This is a genomic window from Aeromonas sp. QDB54, assembly GCF_027707385.1.
Classification (GTDB): Bacteria; Pseudomonadota; Gammaproteobacteria; order Enterobacterales; family Aeromonadaceae; genus Aeromonas; species Aeromonas hydrophila.
In genome coordinates this window covers 245360-261803 of sequence record NZ_JAPCIT010000007.1, presented here as the reverse complement: position 1 = coordinate 261803, position 16444 = coordinate 245360, and the positions used below count along the sequence as shown (strand labels likewise).

The window sequence follows — 16444 nt, the reverse complement described above, 5'->3', positions numbered from 1 at the left end:
GAGCTCGAGCACCAGCGCGACACCTACCAGCACTTCGACTATCCGGGTCGCTACAAGCAGGACCCGAGCGGCAAGGCGTTTGTCCAACATCGACTGAATGCGCTGCGCAATGATGCAGTGGCGGGCCAGGCCAAGTCCAACTGCGCCGCCTTGCTGCCGGGCCAGACATTTTCACTCACTGAACACCCGAACGGTAGCTTCAACACTGACTGGCAAATTGTGCGCATCCAGCACACCGGCTTGCAGCCGCAGGCGCTGGAAGAGGAAGGCGGCAGCGGCCCCACCGTCTACCACAACGAATTCGGTGTGGTGAAAGCCAGCACCACCTGGCGGGTGAGCATCGGCAGCCCGGAAGCCCCTCACAAGCCCATGGTGGATGGCCCGCAAATCGCCATGGTGGTGGGCCCCGACGGTGAGGAGATTTACTGCGACGAACACGGCCGGGTGAAGCTGCAGTTCCCGTGGGACCGCTACGGCAGCTCCAACGACCAGAGCTCCTGCTGGGTGCGGGTCTCGCAAGGCTGGGCCGGCGGTCAGTACGGCATGATGGCCATCCCGCGCATCGGCCACGAGGTCATTGTCTCGTTCCTGGAAGGGGACCCCGACCAGCCCATCGTGACCGGTCGCACCTATCATGCCACCAACCGGCCGCCGTACGAGCTGCCGGCCAACAAGACCCGCACCGTGTTGCGCACCGAAACCCACCAAGGGGAGGGTTTCAACGAGCTGCGCTTTGAAGACCAGGCGGGGCAGGAAGAGATTTACATCCACGGTCAGAAAGACCTGAACGTGCTTATCGAGAACGATGCTGCTTGGCACATCAAGCACGACCAGCACACCGATATCGACAACGAGCGGGTGACCCGCATCAAGGCCAACGACCACCTGACGGTGGAGGGTGAGAAACGCGACCAGATAAAAGCCGACTACTCGCTGACGGTGGATGCCAGCCTGCATCAGAAGCTGGGACAGTCCCTGCTGGTGGAGGCGGGGAGTGAGTTGCACCACAAGGCGGGCATGAAAATCGTGATGGAGGCCGGTGCCGAGCTGACCCTCAAGGTGGGCGGCAGCTTTGTGAAGCTGGATGCCGGCGGCGTTACCCTCAGTGGCGGCTCCATCAAGATGAACTCCGGCGGCAGCCCGGGTTCTGGTTCTGGCTGGGGTGGCAAGGCCCCCATCCAGCCAGGCAATGTCGAGGTGCCAACACCACCACCAGCAACATTACCAGCCCCGGCCATTCACAAGAGCATGGAGTCCATGGCACCGTTGGTGAAGCCCTGCCCCTTTGCCCAGGGAGGTAAGGCATGACCTTTCAAGAGTGGCGTAGCCAACATCCCGGCCCACTGTTTGCTATCGTCGATGCTGCGCTCGATACCACCGCCGTGGCGGACTACTGCAACCAGGACGGTAGCAATGCCATCCCCTTGTTTGCCGGTACGGCGTTTGCGGACCAAGCCGAACAAGGCCCCTGGCTACTACCCGACCCTGCTCCCGAGTTTATGGCTGCTCACCCGCAACTGGGCGGCGTATATGTCGCGAGCGATGCCTCTGTCGACGTTGTCCAGCAGCACTGGCAAAGCCTGATAGAGGTAGCCTTCGAAGGGGAAGTGATGTGGCTGCGCTATGCCGATAATCGGGTCTTTCCCAAGATGCTGGGCACCATGAATCAGCAGGAACTCGATGATGTTCTGGGGCCCTGCTCAAGCCTGTGGGCCAACGACAGTGTCTGGCAGCGCACGCCGGATACCGAATTTACTCCCCGCCAAGCCCCCTGGTTTCGCATTCAGCCTCACCACCTGACGCCGCTCTATGACGAAAACCGTCACGCCTACATCCTCTCTCGCCACTTCTGGCAACGGATGGAGGAGATGATGGCGCGTCATCCCAATCCGGAAGCCGCCATTACCACCGTCCTCAAGCAGGCCAATCAAGCTGTGCTGACAGGCGACGTCCTGGATGGCGTGGTAGCTGGCGCTCTCACGCTACAGGCAAGCATGGCGCTGGATGCCATCAGAGCGCCGTTGATGCTGGCCGACGACGAAATGGCTCAGGTGAATAACTGGCTGAAAAAACACCCTGAATTGATAGGAGCCAGCTAATGGCGATTTCTCCCTACTGCATCCCCTGTGAGAAGAACAACTGCTGGATTGAGATAGACGTTCGAGATGAACAGAACCGCTCGTTCAAGGGGCAAAAAGCCACCTTGACCGATGCCAGTGGCACCAGCAAAACCGTGACCCTGAAAGATGGTCCAACCCTGGTACAAGGCTTTGCGGTGGGGCCGGTGACCGTCAAGCTGGAGACCCAACCCTGGCTTAAAGCAGCCCAATCCCGTGAAGCCCTCAAAAAGGGCGAGGCCAGTCAGGTTCCCGCCTACACCGAGAAGTTTTGGGGGCACTGTGACGTGAAGCGCGAGCATGTCAAAGTGACCACCGGCGACCTCTGCCTCACTGACCCAGAACAGCCGCTACCGGAAGGACACAAAGCCGGGCAGGCCCAGCCGCCGCGCTTTATCACCAAGCACTCCTACGTGATTGAGGTGAAGGGATATCAGCTCACCACCCTGCGCATCGGGGTGTTTTTTGATGGCACCTCCAACAACACCTTCAATCATGAAAAGGGGAAAAATGCACTGGAGGCGGCACTGGCCAAGTGCAGCCCGCAAGAGCAGGCGGCGTTACTGGAGCAATGCTTTGAGGGAACGCTGCCGGGTGGTCTCAATAACAGCGAGAAAAACGACGTCACCAATATTGGCAAGGCGCATGACCTCTATCTTCCACCAAGTAAGAGCTCTTTCTTTGTCAAGGTTTATGTTGAAGGTATCGGCACAGCCAAAGGGCAGGATGACACCAAGGCTGGGGCGGGGGCCGATAAGGGCGAGACCTCCAGCACCTCGCGGGTTGAACAGGCGTGCCGCACCCAGATCGTGGCAGAGATAAAAGAACAGCTTGAACGGATACTGCCCACCATCGAGTGCATTCATAAGGTCGAGTTCGATGTGTTTGGTTTTAGCCGGGGGGCCTCAGCCGCCCGCCAGTTTGTCAACCGCATCGACCAGAAGGGTGACCACCCACTGGTGGAGGCGATGGCCGGTTACACAGATATCCGCCTAAAAGCGGGCTTTGACTGGGCCAGTCGCGATGATGTGCGTATCCAGTTTGTCGGGCTGTTTGATACCGTGATCAGCTCCTATCTGTGGGGCAAACGCAGTGTGACGCTGGCCCCTGACTGCGCCGAGCGGGTGGTGCATATTATCGCCGCCGATGAGTGGCGCTATCACTTTGACTTGACCCGGATTAAAAATATGGCCAGCGAGCTGCCCGCCACCTTTACCGAGGTGATCATCCCCGGTGCTCACTCCGATATTGGCGGTGGTTATTACAGCCGTTGGAGTCTACGTGATCCCAACTACGCGTCCCCCGTCATCAACGAAACCAAGGTGATCGCCACCTTCAAGTCAACCGAATCGCGCTACAGCAAGGAAAGAGATTCACATGCGTATAGCCAGGCAACCGCCTATGCTAAAATGCGCGCAGCGCAGGGGTGGGCGAAGGGCGTTGAGCTGCTCTCCTCCTATAACAACACAACGGTATCGGGCTACCTCAATGTGCGCCCCCAACGACCAGGAACCGTGAGCAAAGATGCGTCAGAGCAAGAAGTGAAGGTCGATGTGGTGCTGCACCGGGTGGTGGAGGGGGAGTATTCACGCATTCCGCTCCATATGATGGTAGAAGCAGCACGGGATGCCGGTGTGCCGTTCGAGAAATGGGATCCGACAGATAGGGGGCTGAAGATGGACAGCGCCCTTTCACACCCCACCTTAAAGCTGGCTGTGCTCGATGCACGCTGGGTTGATGCAGCCAAACGGCGCGGCGAGGTGATTGATTTGACTCGCACCCTCTCGCCGCAGGAGTATCACGCACTGCGGCTCGGTTATTTGCACTACAGCGCAGATACCGGGATGGTCAATAAGCCCAATCGGGTTGGCGACCAAGAGGTACGCCGAGTCACAGACAATCAGAAGGGAGGTTATTAATGCGCAGGATATTGTTGTTGCTGCTGTTACCGTTTGTCAGCGCCTGCCAGGCCGCCCCCTCCGCGCCCCACGATCTCGATTGGCGACATATGGTGGGCTCTAATGCGGATCAGATCTGGGTGACGGAGGTGCACTTTTATCGTCAGGGCGAGCTGGTCGATGCCTCAACCAATGGCGCTGCCAGCCGAGTGGATAATGAATCGCTGCGTGAAAAAGATTATCGCTGGCTGATCACGGCTGGCCGCCGTGATATTCATCCCGCCCCTGACCGGGTTGAGGTGGAATGGGTGTCATATCACGACAAGAAACGCTATCGCATCAGCCTTGACTTACCCGCCGCGCAGTTGGAAAGGATGATAGCGCAGCGTTACCGGGTAAAAGTAGGCAAGGAGTGGCGCGAAGAGCGCCGCGATAATATTGGATTGGGTATGGCAACCGGGGGCTATGTCGAGGCGTTTTTGACCGACGTCAGAGTCACCCCCGATATTCTGCTGGCCCGAGGGATAGCAAAAGAGGTGACGGATGATCCCTATGATCAACGTTTTCCCCTTTCCAGCCAATTTGAGAATCGTTGGGCTGACTTTGATGCAAAGTACAACCAAACCTATCAACAATACCCAGTTCCCAGTGGTATGGCCTGGGCCCCGATCATGGACGCTTACCGTGCAGCGCAGCCCAAAACAGATACTGACCCGATCCAATGATGAGCTCCATGCGCAGTGTTCTCTTATTACTGCTGTTGCCGTTAGTCACCGCCTGCCAGGCCGCCCCCTCAGCCCCCCACGACTTGGATTGGGGGCATATGGTGGGCACCAATGCTGATCAGATCTGGGTGGCAGAGGTGCACTTTTATCGTCAGGGCGAGTTGGTGGATGCCTCAACCAATGGGGCTATCAGGTCAGTTAGCGACCAATCTCTCAAAGGGAAAGATTATCGCTGGAGCATAGGCAAGGGCCGCCGTGATATTCACCCAGCTCCCGATCGGGTTGAGGTGGAATGGGTGTCGTATCACGACAAGAAACGCTATAGCATCAGCCTTGACTTACCCGCCGCGCAGTTGGAAAGGATGATAGCGCAGCGTTACCGGGTAAAAGTAGGAAAGGAGTGGCGCGAAGAGCGCCGCGATAATATTGGGTTGGGCATGGCAACCGGGGGCTATGTCGAGGCGTTTTTGAGAGACCCTCGTGTTACCCCCGATATCTTGCTAGCCCGAGGGATCGCAAAAGAGGTGACGGATGATCCCTATGCTCAACGTTTTCCCCTTTCCAGCCAATTTGAGAATCGTTGGGCTGACTTTGATGCAAAGTACAACCAAACCTATCAACAATACCCAGTTCCCAGTGGTCTGGCTTGGGCTCCCATCATGGATGCCTATCGTGCCGCGCAACCCAAGACGGATACCGACCCAGTAAGGTAATACCATGGATCTCTCCCATCTAGAGCAGGATGTACCAACACAGAGATGAAATATATCGTCGCATTGTTGGGGTTCTGTCTGTCATTGATGACCTGTGCGGCCCCCCAATCTCTGCTTAAATTTGCTTGGGATTATGGTACAGGCAGCAATATAGATCTTACTAAGAACACCAAGACAGAGTTCTATCTTGGAGGGAAGCAAGTTTATGCCGACCGTTTGGCTGGTGGCGGAGCTGGAGGTCTACTTGCCGATCGAATCAAGGCGCAACGTTACTATTGGGCGGGCGGTAGTGGTCTGCCTACCGACGGTGTTCCCATCCCCGATAAAGCGGTGATTGAGATGGTTTCCTTCCATGATCGCAAGCGCTACCGCATAAAGGTGGACTTACCTGCCAATCTGGAGCAGCAGATGCGTCAAGTCTACTCTGTTGAGGGTCGTTATGACCGGCGTAGCTGGCTCTATTTGGGCCTAGCGCCAGGCGGCTATTTTGAGGTGTTACTTAAGGGAGATAGGCTAAATGTTAAGCCAGATATTCTGCTTGCTCGTGGTATTGCCGAAGTAGTGATCGATGATTGGTATGACCAGAGAGTACCGATAGCGCGCCAATATGATATGGATGATTTCGACAAGAAATATGGCGCGTTATTTAAGCAATACCCAGTTCCTAGCGGGATGGATTGGGCTCCCATCATGGATGCCTACCGTGCTACCCAACCCGTCACCGATGTGAATCCTGTGTCTGAATAGCCACTCGTTTCATCTCAACCGGCGATAAAGGTGAGTTGAATTACTCAGCAGGCCAATATTTGTTAGCGATATAATACGGTGCCAAAACCCCCATCAGCTTATGCCGATGGGGGTTTTTGTTTGTCTTTCAATGATGGCCAGGGATCAGCCCAATCAGATGTTGCAGGCTTTTCTGGCGGGGATGGCGGCGGGTGGCGAGGCTGATGCGGGTGGTGAGCGGCTCGGTGGCGATGGGGTGATAGCTGACGCCATGGGGGTGCAGCTCGCTGACCGAGCGCGGGATGATGGCGACCCCGAAGCCGGCCTGCACCATGCCGACGGTGGAGATCACCTGCGGGCTTTGACTGCCGAGGCGGGGGCTGAAGCCGGCCCGCTGGCAGCGCTGGGTGATGGCGTCGTGCAGCCCGGGCCCGAGCTCGCGAGGGAACAGGATGAAGGGATCCTGCGCCAGCGTCTCGATGGGGATGGCACCACTGCCGGCCAGCGGATGGTGTGGGGGCAGGGCGATCAGCATCTCCTCCTCGTCGATCAGGTGGTGGGCCAGCGCCGAGCTGCTGCTGCAGGGCAGGCGCAGAATGGCGGCATCCAGCTCCTCGCTCACCAGATCGCGCACCAGGTTGGGCATGCTGTTCTCGATGGGGTGTAGGCTGACCTCCGGCCAGGCTTGACGAAAGTCGTGGATGAGTTGCAGCACGCTCGGGTGCAGCACGGTGGAGCCGGCAAAGCCGAGGCGCAGCGAGCCCAGCTGGCCGCGAGCGATGCGCCTGGCCTTCTGCATGGCCTGCTCGGTCTGCGCCAGTATCCCCTTGGCATCCTGATAGAGGCTCAGCCCCGCCTCGGTCAGCTCCACGCTGCGGGTCAGCCGGTGAAACAGCGGCGTTCCCACCTCCTGTTCGAATTTGCGGATCTGCTGGCTGAGCGGCGGCTGGGCCATGCCCAACGCCTCGGCGGCGCGGGTAAAGCTCTGTTTGTCTGCCACGGCCACCAGGTAGCGCAGGTAACGGAATTCCATATCTGGTACGTCTCGAAGCTGATGGGTTTGGATATTGGTATCAAACTGTGATCTTGGTCACTATTGAATCCTGATTTGCCAACCTAACAGGATTGGAGGTGAAGTCCAAATGGAAACCAATTCGTCATGTGACTGCGCCATCGAGATAAGCCAGCAGTTTGCCCGCTGGCAGGCTCGCCAGGGGGGCGGCGAGGTCTACCAGAGCTCCCTGATGAGCGCCCTGCTGGCGGGGGTTTACGAGGGGGAGACCACCATGGCCGACCTGCTGCGCCACGGTGACTTCGGCCTCGGGACCTTCAACCGGCTCGACGGCGAGCTGATTGCCTTCGAGCGCCAGATCCACCAGCTCAAGGCTGACGGCTCGGCCCGTCCGGCCCGCGCCGAGCAGAAGACCCCGTTTGCGGTGATGACCCACTTTCGCCCCTGCCTGCAGCGCCGCTTCGATCACCCCCTGAGCCGCGAGGAGATCCACCAGTGGGTGGATCGGTTGGTGGGCACCGACAACGTCTTCGTCGCCTTTCGGCTCGACGGCCTGTTCGAGCAGGCGCAGGTGCGCACCGTTCCCTGCCAGCATCCCCCCTACAAGCCCATGCTGGAGGCCATCGAGGCCCAGCCGCTGTTCTCGTTCAGCCAGCGCCGCGGCACCCTGGTCGGCTTTCGTTGCCCGCCCTTCGTGCAGGGGATCAACGTGGCCGGCTATCACGAGCACTTCATCACCGAGGATCGCCGGGGCGGCGGCCACATCCTCGACTACGCCATGGGCCACGGCCAATTGCAGCTGTCGGTGGTGCAACACCTCAACATCGAGCTGCCCCGCAATCCGGCCTTTCAGCAGGCCGACCTCAATCCCGCCGATCTGGACCGCGCCATCCGCGCCGCCGAAGGCTGAGCCCTTCGCTTAACAAGGAGTGACATCATGGAAAATCAACACTGGGCCTGTGGGGCCGAACTGGTGGTGCGCCATCTGGAGGCGCAAGGGGTCAAGCAGGTATTCGGCATTCCCGGGGCCAAGATAGACAGGGTATTCGATGCGCTGGAAGACTCCCCCATCGAAACCATAGTGGTGCGCCACGAAGCGAATGCCGCCTTCATGGCCGCCGCGGTCGGCCGGCTCACCGGCAAGGCCGGGGTGGCGCTGGTGACCTCGGGGCCGGGCTGCGCCAACCTCATCACGGGTCTTGCCACCGCCACCTCGGAAGGGGATGCCATGGTGGCGCTGGGCGGTGCCGTGCGGCGGGCCGACGGCCTCAAGCTGACCCACCAGAGCCTGGATACCGTCAGCCTGTGCCGGCCGGTCACCAAGTTCAGCGCCCAGGTGGGCACAGGATCCGCCCTCTCCGAGGTGATGGCCAACGCCTTTCGCAGCGCCGAACTGGGGCGGCCCGGGGCGGCCTTTGTCAGCCTGCCGATGGACATCATCAACGAGCCGACCGACGGCGCCATCCTGGTGCCGAGCGCTATTCCCGAGCCGGGGGCGGCCGACGAGCGCGGTATCGATCGGGCGCTGAGCCTGCTGGCCCATGCTCGCAAGCCGGTGGTGCTGCTCGGTCTGCTGGCCAGCCGGCCGGAGAACTCCCTGGCGGTGCGCGCCTTCCTCGACAAGAGCCGATTGCCGGTGACGGGCACCTATCAGGCGGCCGGGGTGGTGGATACCCACCATTTCGACGACTTTGCCGGGCGGGTGGGGTTGTTCAACAACCAGCCGGGGGACAAGCTGTTGCAGGATGCGGATCTGGTGGTCTGCATCGGCTACAGCCCCATCGAATACGACCCCGTGCTGTGGAACGGTACCGGTGAGCGCCAGCTGCTGCACATCGATGCGCTGCCGGCGGAAATCGACAGCAGCTACTGCCCGGCGGTGGAGCTGGTGGGCTCCATCAGCGCCAATCTGGCACGGCTGACCCGGATGCTGCATCAGCCGCTGGCGCGGGATCCGGCCATTACCGCGTTGCTCGGCGAGATCCGCGCCCAGCGCCATCAGCTCGCCGAGCATGCCGGTCGGCTGGGGGGTACCCCCATCCATCCGCTGCGCATCGTCAAGGAGCTGCAGGACATCATCGGGCAGGACATGACCCTGTGCGTGGACATGGGCAGCTTCCACATCTGGATTGCCCGTTATCTGTACAGTTTCCGGGCCCGCCAGGTGCTCATCTCCAACGGCCAGCAGACCATGGGGGTGGCGCTGCCCTGGGCCATCGGAGCCGCCATGGTGCGCCCGGGAGAGAAGATCATCTCGGTGTCCGGTGACGGCAGCTTCATGCAGTCGAGCATGGAGCTGGAGACCGCGGTGCGGCTCAAGTCCAACATAGTGCACATCATCTGGGTCGATAACGGCTACAACATGGTGGCGATGCAGGAGGAGAAAAAGTACTGCCGCAGCTCCGGAGTGAGTTTCGGCCCCATCAACTTCAAGGCCTATGCCGAGTCGTTCGGGGCAGCCGGGTTTGCCGTCACCTGCGCCGAGGATCTGCGAGCAACCTTGCGCGCCGCCATGGCGGTGAGCGGGCCGGCGGTGGTGGCCATTCCGGTGGATTACAGCGACAACCACCTGCTGATGGAGCAGCTCAGGCCCGAAATGCTCAGTTGAGCCGGATCTGAACCGGCTGACAGCTTGCAGTCCGCCTCAAAGCAGAGCACCCCTTGCCAATCGGCAAGGGGTGCTCTGTCATTGCGAGAGGACAATTTACTCAGGGCATGAGCGAGGGAGGCAACACCATGGGGCCGGCCACCGCACGGGCGGCTTCGTCACCGCGCAGCACCCGCGCCAGTTCGAGGGCAAACTCGATGGCGGTGCCTGGCCCCTGGCTGGTGATGAGGTGATGGGCCTGATCGGTCACCACTCGCGCCGTGCTGAGCTGAGCCACGGGCAGGCGGGCCTGAAAAGCGGGATGGCAGGTGGCGCTGGCATCCCCCAGCAGATCATGGTGCTGCAGCACCACGGCGGGGGCGGCGCAGATGGCTGCCCGCCAGCGCTGCGCTGCCGCCTGCGCCTTGAGCAGGGCGATGGCGCGCGGCGTATCGCGGATAACCTCGCTGCCGGGCAGGCCGCCCGGCACGACGATGCCCTCGAACACCTGGTCAGTCAGCTCGTCGAGGTGGCAATCCGCCACCAGCTGCACGCCACGGGAGGCGCGGATCTGGCGCTGCCCGGCCGGACAGCAGGAGGCGAGTACCACCTCGATGTCCCCGCGCACCAGGGTATCGACGATGGCGACCGTCTCGATCTCTTCCGACCCGGGGGCCACCAGTACCAGTACGCTCATCCTTTGCTCCTTGCGTTGGCGAGCCCGCCGGGCTCACTGCTTCTCTTTGATGGCCTGATAGAGACCCTGATTGACCGGCACCGCGATGCCGTGGCTGGCAGCCCGGGCCAGCAGGAAGCCGGTGATGGCCTCGATCTCGGTCTCGCGCCCCTGTTCCATGTCCTGATACATGGAAGAGTAATTGTCGGCGGTGAGCTCCACCACCGTCATGACCCGGCGCAGCAGTTCGTCGCTGCCGGTGGGCTGGCCTTCGGCCTGCATCACGTCCGCCACTTCCACGCAGATCTGCTGCAGGGCATCGGCAAAGCGCGGGCCGGCCAGCTCGCCATTCTTGAGCTTGTAGAGCGCGGTGAGCGGGTTGATGGCGCAGTTGACCGCCAGCTTCTGCCACTGGCGCGCCTGGATCTGTTCATCCCAGCCGGCCTGACCGAGGGCGGCCGCCAGATCGTCCGCCAGGGCGGCGTGGGCTCTGGCTGCCTCGTTGACCGGGCCGAGCCAGGTTTCGCCCTTGCCGGTGTGGCGGAACACGAAGTGGCCGCTCTGCATGGCGCCATGGCTGGTGACGCCGGCGATGACCGGATTGTGCGGGAACAGGGTGACCACCTGCTCGGCGATCCCCATGCCGTTGTGCAGCAGCACGATGGGCACGTCGGTCGCCAGCTGGCCCACCAGCGGCGTCAGCGCCTCGATGACCTGGCCAGCCTTGGTCATCACCAGCAGCCGTTTGACTTGGCCGGGCTGGCTGATGAAACCGCGCTCGATGTTGATGAGCTGGGTGTGGCCCTCCAGCGAGGTGAAGTCGATGCCGGGATGCAGGGTGGAGCGGTGGCGCTCGCGCAGCAAGACGCGAGTGGCCTGGCCGCTTTGAGTCAACAGGGAGGCGAAGACGCCGCCCAGGGCGCCGCAGCCCAGCAGTGTCCATTGGGGGGAGGAGGTGTGTCGACTTTGTGTCAGGTTGTAATCGCGTGATCCGCTTGGCATGGAGAGACTCAATCAAGGTAGGGGCTGCATTCCAGTCAACCGCCTGCCGGGGATAAGTGAAGATGTCGCCTGGCGGACACCAGAAACGAGTTCATGATCTTGCTGCGAGGTCGTGATCAAGGCTTGTATGAGACTTGCTTATAGGCAACCGGTAGCTCACATATTCATATACATGCCGGTTCCTGCGCAGCGCCTTACCTTGTGGATGACCTCTCGCGGCAGATGTTGAACAGGTTCTAACGGGTCTCGCCATTCCTGTGCGCAGGGGATTCTAGCAGAGCAGCCCCATCGAAATCAGCAAATTTGCCGTAATTCTGGTAGATTTGCCCCCTTATAGCGCAACATGAGGAGCCCACTATGCCGTCATTCGATATTGTCTCTGAAGTCAAAATGAACGAGGTGTTGAACGCCGTCGACAACGCCAATCGTGAACTGGCGACCCGTTTCGATTTTCGTGGTGTCGAAGCCAGCTTCGAATTGAACAAGGAAGAGGTCAAGCTGGAGGCCGATGCCGATTTCCAGCTCAAGCAGATGGTCGAGATCCTGCGCGCTGTCCTGCTCAAGCGCAACATCGAGAACAGCTCCATGGACGTGGGTGACAGCGTTCACTCCGGCAAGCGCTTCCACCTGACCGTGAAGTTCAAGCAGGGGATCGACAAAGAGATCGCCAAGAAGCTGGTGAAGCTGATCAAGGATTCCAAGATCAAGGTACAGGCCGCCATTCAGGGTGACGAAGTGCGCGTCACCGGCAAGAAGCGCGATGATCTGCAGGAGACCATGGCCCTAGTGCGCGGCGCCGAGCTGGGTCAGCCAATGCAGTTCCAGAATTTCCGCGACTGATGATGGCTGGGGGAGGGCACGGCTCTCCCCTGTTGCCGGCAGCAAGCCATAAAAAAACCGGAGCAGCTGCTCCGGTTTTTTGTATTCCTGATACCCGTTCGATTAGAACTTGTAGGTAACGGAGAAGTAGTGGCCGAAACCGGTGGATTTGGTCAGGTCACTGTTGTTGAGGCCGTAGATTTCGTTGAAGTATTTAAGACCGTAACCAACGGCGTAGCGGTCAGAATGCCAGTAGATACCGTGGAAAGTACCCAGTCCATTGGATGAATAGAAATCATCACCATGGGTATCACGGTCAAACAGATAGTCCAGATAACCTTGGTAAGATATGAAGCTACCGTTGGAGAAGGTGTAGAAAGGTTTGAACCAGTTCATGGAGAACTGATAACCGTTCCAGTCACCATCTTCAGCAGCGAAACCACTTTCGGTTGCATGGCGAGCATACAGGTTCATGCCCACTTTACCGAACCAAGGCACTTGCACATCAGCACCCAGACCGATCATGTTCTCCATCATGGAGTCATCAACGTTGTTCAGGGACGCGATGTAGAGCTCTTGCACTGGACCGAAGGAGAGATCTTTACCAGTCAGCGCATCCAGAGAGAGACGCGGGGCGAACTTCATAAAAATATTACCCTTGTCATGCTTATCGCTGTGACGAGAGTTGAAAATATCGAAGACGTCAACATAACCATAGAGATCAAACAAACCAGAACGACCACCAAACTCCATTTCTAGATAGGTATCGTTGTAGTTACCATCTTCGGTGAAAGTCGGACGTTGGTCGATGGTGTGCATGACGTTGAACTGCATCCACTTGTAGTCATTCTTGTGGATGTCACCGCTGTAGTCAGCAGCGAAGGCCGGGGTAGCGGCGGCAGCCAGCAGACCGGCAGCGATCAGAGTCTTGGTAAATTTGGCCATTTTATTGGTCTCTTGTGCGTTAGTTGAGGTTTTCCGTAGCCTGCCCACAAGGAGCGGAAGGGATTCTAGCCAAATAAATTCATCGGAGAAACCAGCACTGGGGAACTTTATTCGGAAGTGTGAATCTAATCACCCCCAATTTTACGCAAACGCTTGCTATTTATCCGATTGCGATAGCAAGGATCTTCCTCGTTTGGCAACCAGCACGATCAGGATCAGCACCGGAATACCGAGCAGGCTGGTGCTGATGAAGAAGCTGCTGTAGCCGAACTGTTCGACGAAACGGCCGGAAAAACCCGCCAGCAGCTTGGGCAGCAGCAGCATCACCGAGCTGAACAGGGCGTACTGGGTGGCGGAGAAGGCCACGTTGGTCAGGCTCGACAGATAGGTCACGAAGGCGGCCGTGGCAATGCCGGCGCTGAGGTTGTCCAGCGAGATGATCAGGGTCAGCAGCTCCAGGTTGTGGCCCACCTCGTTGAGCAGGGCGAACAGCAGATTGGTGCTGGCGGTGAGCAGGGCGCCGAGGAACAGAATGCGCAGGGTGCCAAAGCGCATCACCAGCACCCCGCCCAATGCGGCCCCCACCAGGGTCATGATGACCCCGTACACCTTGGTGATGGTGGCCACCTCGGTCTTGCTGAACTGCATGTCCACGTAGAAGCTGTTGGACATCACCCCCATCACCACGTCCGAGATGCGATAACAGGCGATGAGCCCGAGGATCAGCAGGGCCGAGCCGCCGTAACGGCGGAAGAAGTCGGCAAACGGACACCAGATGGCTTCGTGGCTCCAGGCGCCGAGCCCGGCGAGCGAAGCGGGCCAGCCACGAGCAAGCAACAAGGTCTTGTGGGCCGCCTGCTGCTCATTCTGGCTGGCAAGGTCGATCACCGGTTCATGACAACAGAGGGTGGTGATGACGCCGAGGGACATCAATCCCGCCATCAGCAGATAGGTGAGTCGCCAGCCGTTGTAGTCATAACCGCTGTTGCTGCCGAGCCAGGCCGCCAGCGCCAGTGCGCCGGCGCCGGCCATGATCATCGCCAGCCGGTAACCGGTCATGTAGGAGGCTGCCATGGCTGCCTGCAGCCGCTCGGGCGCCGACTCGATGCGATAGGCGTCGATGACGATGTCCTGGGTGGCAGAGGCAAATGCCACCAACAGGGCGAACAGGGCCAGCTGGGCGAGCTGGGTCTTGGGATCGCATAAGGCCATGCCCACCAGCGAGGCGGCGATCAGCAACTGGGAGAACAGCATCCAGCTGCGGCGCCGGCCCAGCCAGCGGGAGAGCAGCGGGAGCGGCAGCCGATCCACCAGCGGTGACCACAGCCACTTGAAGCCGTAGGCCAGCGCCACCCAGCTCATGTAGCCGATGTCGGTCAGGCTGACATCCGCTTCGCGCAGCCAGAACGACAGGGTGCCGAACACCAGCAGCAGCGGCAGGCCGGAAGAAAATCCCATGGCAAACAGGATGAGAACCCGAGTCTCAAGGTAGACGGCGAGCGAGTCTCGCCAGCTCGGTGTACGGACAGTGTTCAAATACCTGACTCCTCTGGGAAAATTGCGCCATTTTGTCAGGTTCGAGAGGGATAGCCAAGGCAAGCCGGGGGTGGCGTTGTGCGATTCAGGGGCGCAGACCGATGCAGTGGCGCGGCAGCGGCCCGTCCGTGGTCAGGTAATTGGCGCACTCCATCAGCTGCAGGCGCAGCCAGACGTCGGCGATGATCTGCTGTTCATCCCATTGATGCAGGCTGTGCAGCAGGTGCCAGAATACCCCCTCCTGCTCGGAGGCCGGGGTCTTGTCGGCGGGAACCTGGGGCAGATCCTGCCAGTGGGACAACAGTTGCCAGCTCAGATCTTCCAGCTGTTGATAAGGGATCTCTCGTGCCAGAAAGTGACGAACCGTCTGGGCCAGCGGGATGGCGTGCTGGGCGATGTAATCATTGCAGGTCACCGGAACCTCCTTCTCCTCTATGTGGGCCTAGTCCTGAACAGCGGGGCAAGGCCAGAGTATAGAAAGAGGCGCCGGTGACCCAGCGCGCGGGGTGGCGGAATGTGATCCGCTCCGCGTTATTTGTCTGCCAGCAGCACCACTTTCTTCAGGATGATGGGGCTGGTGGGAACGTCGTTGGCACGCAGGATCGGGCTGTAACCGGTCTGCACCTGGGCCAGCTTGTCCAGCACCTCCATGCCCTGCACCACCTGACCAAACACGGTATAACCGGCGCCGGCATTGGCGTTGAGGTTGTTGTTGTCGACCAGGTTGAAGTAGAACTGGCGAGTGGCGCTGTCGACCGCCTGGGTGCGGGCCATGGCAATGCTGCCGCGCTTGTTGGGCAGGCCGCCCTTGGATTCGTTGACCACGGGATCGAAGGTCGGCAGTTGCTGGAACTGCTGGTTGTAGCCGCCCCCCTGCACCACGAAGTCCTGGATCACCCGGTGGAAGATGCTGCCGTCATAGCTGCCATCCGCCACGTAGCGCAGGAAGTTCTTCACCGTCTGCGGCGCCTGTTTGGACGCCAGTTCCACCACGATATTGCCGTGGTTGGTCTCCATCCTGACCTTGGGGCCGGCGAACGCCAGCGGGGCGATCAGCATGGCCAGTAACCAGAGTTTTTTCATCTATCCGCTCCTCGCTCAGCTCGGCTGACCCTTGAGATAACCGCGCAGGGCGTTGTCCGCCATGATCTGCTGCAGCAGGCTGCCCAGCTGCTGGTTCAGGATGGATTCCAGCTCGGCCATGCTCGGCTCACCCGGGCCTTCCTTGCTGGAGGACATGTTGAACTGCTTGGTCAGCTTGCTGCCCTGGAAATCGGCGATCACCTGCAGGCTGACGCGGGACTTGGTGACATAGGTGAAGGTCTTCTCTTCCACCGTGACCGCGGCACTGGAGATGGCCAGGGTCAGGTTGGTGGTACCGCTGTTGCCCACTTCCAGCCCCTGGCTGCGCAGCCCTTCTGCCAGCTTTTCGGCCAGCAGGTTGTTGAGCGGCTGTTCGCTGTTGACCAGCACGGCAGCTTTCTCTTTCTTCTTGATGGAGAAGACGTAGGCGGCTTCACGCTTGTCCACCCCTTCCAGGGTGATGCGGTTGCCGGAGTAGTACTGCTGATTGGAAGGGATCACCTGCGGGTTGAGCAGGGCGGTCTCCGGCCAGTGAGTCGCACAACCACCCAGCATCAGGGCGGCCAGCAGCAAGAGTGACTTTTTCATCATGGGTTTCCTTTAGC

General features: G+C 59.9%; 17 protein-coding genes. 9 read left to right on the top strand and 8 right to left on the bottom strand.

What is annotated here, in order from left to right:
• The 6 genes from tssI to PG881_RS09555 all read left to right on the top strand — a co-directional run.
• Positions 1 to 1308 (top strand): type VI secretion system tip protein TssI/VgrG (gene tssI, locus PG881_RS09580; RefSeq protein ID WP_270799555.1); only part of this gene is annotated, 1308 nt, incomplete at its 5' end.
• A complete protein-coding gene (locus PG881_RS09575) occupies positions 1305 to 2099 on the top strand; it encodes a DUF4123 domain-containing protein (RefSeq protein WP_270799553.1) in 795 nt (264 codons plus the stop codon). The genes tssI and PG881_RS09575, both read left to right, overlap by 4 nt.
• Positions 2099 to 4036: a T6SS phospholipase effector Tle1-like catalytic domain-containing protein gene (locus PG881_RS09570; protein WP_270799551.1), complete on the top strand. Its 1938-nt coding sequence runs from the start codon at positions 2099 to 2101 to the stop codon at positions 4034 to 4036. Before PG881_RS09575 ends, PG881_RS09570 begins: the two co-directional genes overlap by 1 nt.
• Positions 4036 to 4740 (top strand): DUF2931 family protein, encoded by a 705-nt coding sequence (locus PG881_RS09565; protein WP_270799549.1) that lies wholly within the window; start codon positions 4036 to 4038, stop codon positions 4738 to 4740. The genes PG881_RS09570 and PG881_RS09565 overlap by 1 nt, the downstream gene beginning before the upstream one ends.
• 8 nt (positions 4741 to 4748) lie before the next feature.
• Positions 4749 to 5453 (top strand): DUF2931 family protein, encoded by a 705-nt coding sequence (locus PG881_RS09560; protein ID WP_270799547.1) that lies wholly within the window; start codon positions 4749 to 4751, stop codon positions 5451 to 5453.
• A gap of 45 nt (positions 5454 to 5498) precedes the next feature.
• Complete coding sequence (locus tag PG881_RS09555; protein WP_270799545.1) at positions 5499 to 6200, top strand: DUF2931 family protein; 702 nt, start codon at positions 5499 to 5501, stop codon at positions 6198 to 6200.
• A gap of 127 nt (positions 6201 to 6327) precedes the next feature.
• On the opposite strand, the gene PG881_RS09550 is transcribed toward PG881_RS09555, so the two are convergent.
• Positions 6328 to 7212 carry a LysR family transcriptional regulator gene (locus tag PG881_RS09550; protein WP_270799543.1) on the bottom strand — a complete coding sequence of 295 codons (885 nt, stop codon included), beginning with the start codon at positions 7210 to 7212 and terminating at the stop codon, positions 6328 to 6330.
• A 109-nt stretch (positions 7213 to 7321) separates the two neighbouring features.
• Here PG881_RS09550 and budA point away from each other — a divergent pair, with 109 nt between their 5' ends.
• A complete protein-coding gene (budA, locus tag PG881_RS09545; RefSeq protein ID WP_010634814.1) occupies positions 7322 to 8101 on the top strand; it encodes an acetolactate decarboxylase in 780 nt (259 codons plus the stop codon).
• A gap of 27 nt (positions 8102 to 8128) precedes the next feature.
• Entirely contained in the window at positions 8129 to 9799 is a 1671-nt protein-coding gene (alsS, locus tag PG881_RS09540; RefSeq protein ID WP_270799541.1) for an acetolactate synthase AlsS, read from the top strand.
• A gap of 100 nt (positions 9800 to 9899) precedes the next feature.
• Here the strand turns inward: alsS and PG881_RS09535 are convergent, their stop codons facing one another.
• Together PG881_RS09535 and PG881_RS09530 are read right to left on the bottom strand one after the other, a co-directional pair.
• On the bottom strand, positions 9900 to 10475 hold the full coding sequence (locus PG881_RS09535; protein WP_270799539.1) for a DJ-1 family glyoxalase III: 576 nt from the start codon (positions 10473 to 10475) through the stop codon (positions 9900 to 9902).
• A gap of 33 nt (positions 10476 to 10508) precedes the next feature.
• The gene (locus tag PG881_RS09530; protein ID WP_039214334.1) at positions 10509 to 11456 is read right to left on the bottom strand and encodes a ketopantoate reductase family protein; all 948 of its coding nucleotides are present in this window, start codon (positions 11454 to 11456) and stop codon (positions 10509 to 10511) included.
• Positions 11457 to 11813: 357 nt separating this feature from the next.
• Between PG881_RS09530 and PG881_RS09525 the strand changes: the two genes are divergently transcribed.
• Positions 11814 to 12296, top strand: coding sequence for a YajQ family cyclic di-GMP-binding protein (locus tag PG881_RS09525; RefSeq protein WP_270799535.1), 483 nt, complete (start codon positions 11814 to 11816; stop codon positions 12294 to 12296).
• 102 nt (positions 12297 to 12398) lie between these two features.
• Here the strand turns inward: PG881_RS09525 and PG881_RS09520 are convergent, their stop codons facing one another.
• The 5 genes from PG881_RS09520 to PG881_RS09500 form a co-directional block, all read right to left on the bottom strand.
• Positions 12399 to 13220 carry a nucleoside-specific channel-forming Tsx family protein gene (locus PG881_RS09520; protein ID WP_139388997.1) on the bottom strand — a complete coding sequence of 274 codons (822 nt, stop codon included), beginning with the start codon at positions 13218 to 13220 and terminating at the stop codon, positions 12399 to 12401.
• A gap of 156 nt (positions 13221 to 13376) precedes the next feature.
• On the bottom strand, positions 13377 to 14756 hold the full coding sequence (locus PG881_RS09515) for an AmpG family muropeptide MFS transporter (protein WP_270799531.1): 1380 nt from the start codon (positions 14754 to 14756) through the stop codon (positions 13377 to 13379).
• An 85-nt stretch (positions 14757 to 14841) separates the two neighbouring features.
• Positions 14842 to 15171: a hypothetical protein gene (locus PG881_RS09510; RefSeq protein WP_017408628.1), complete on the bottom strand. Its 330-nt coding sequence runs from the start codon at positions 15169 to 15171 to the stop codon at positions 14842 to 14844.
• 116 nt (positions 15172 to 15287) lie between these two features.
• The gene (locus PG881_RS09505) at positions 15288 to 15839 is read right to left on the bottom strand and encodes a peptidylprolyl isomerase (RefSeq protein WP_005303575.1); all 552 of its coding nucleotides are present in this window, start codon (positions 15837 to 15839) and stop codon (positions 15288 to 15290) included.
• 15 nt (positions 15840 to 15854) lie between these two features.
• Entirely contained in the window at positions 15855 to 16427 is a 573-nt protein-coding gene (locus tag PG881_RS09500; RefSeq protein ID WP_011705058.1) for a YajG family lipoprotein, read from the bottom strand.
• Positions 16428 to 16444: the final 17 nt, after the last annotated feature.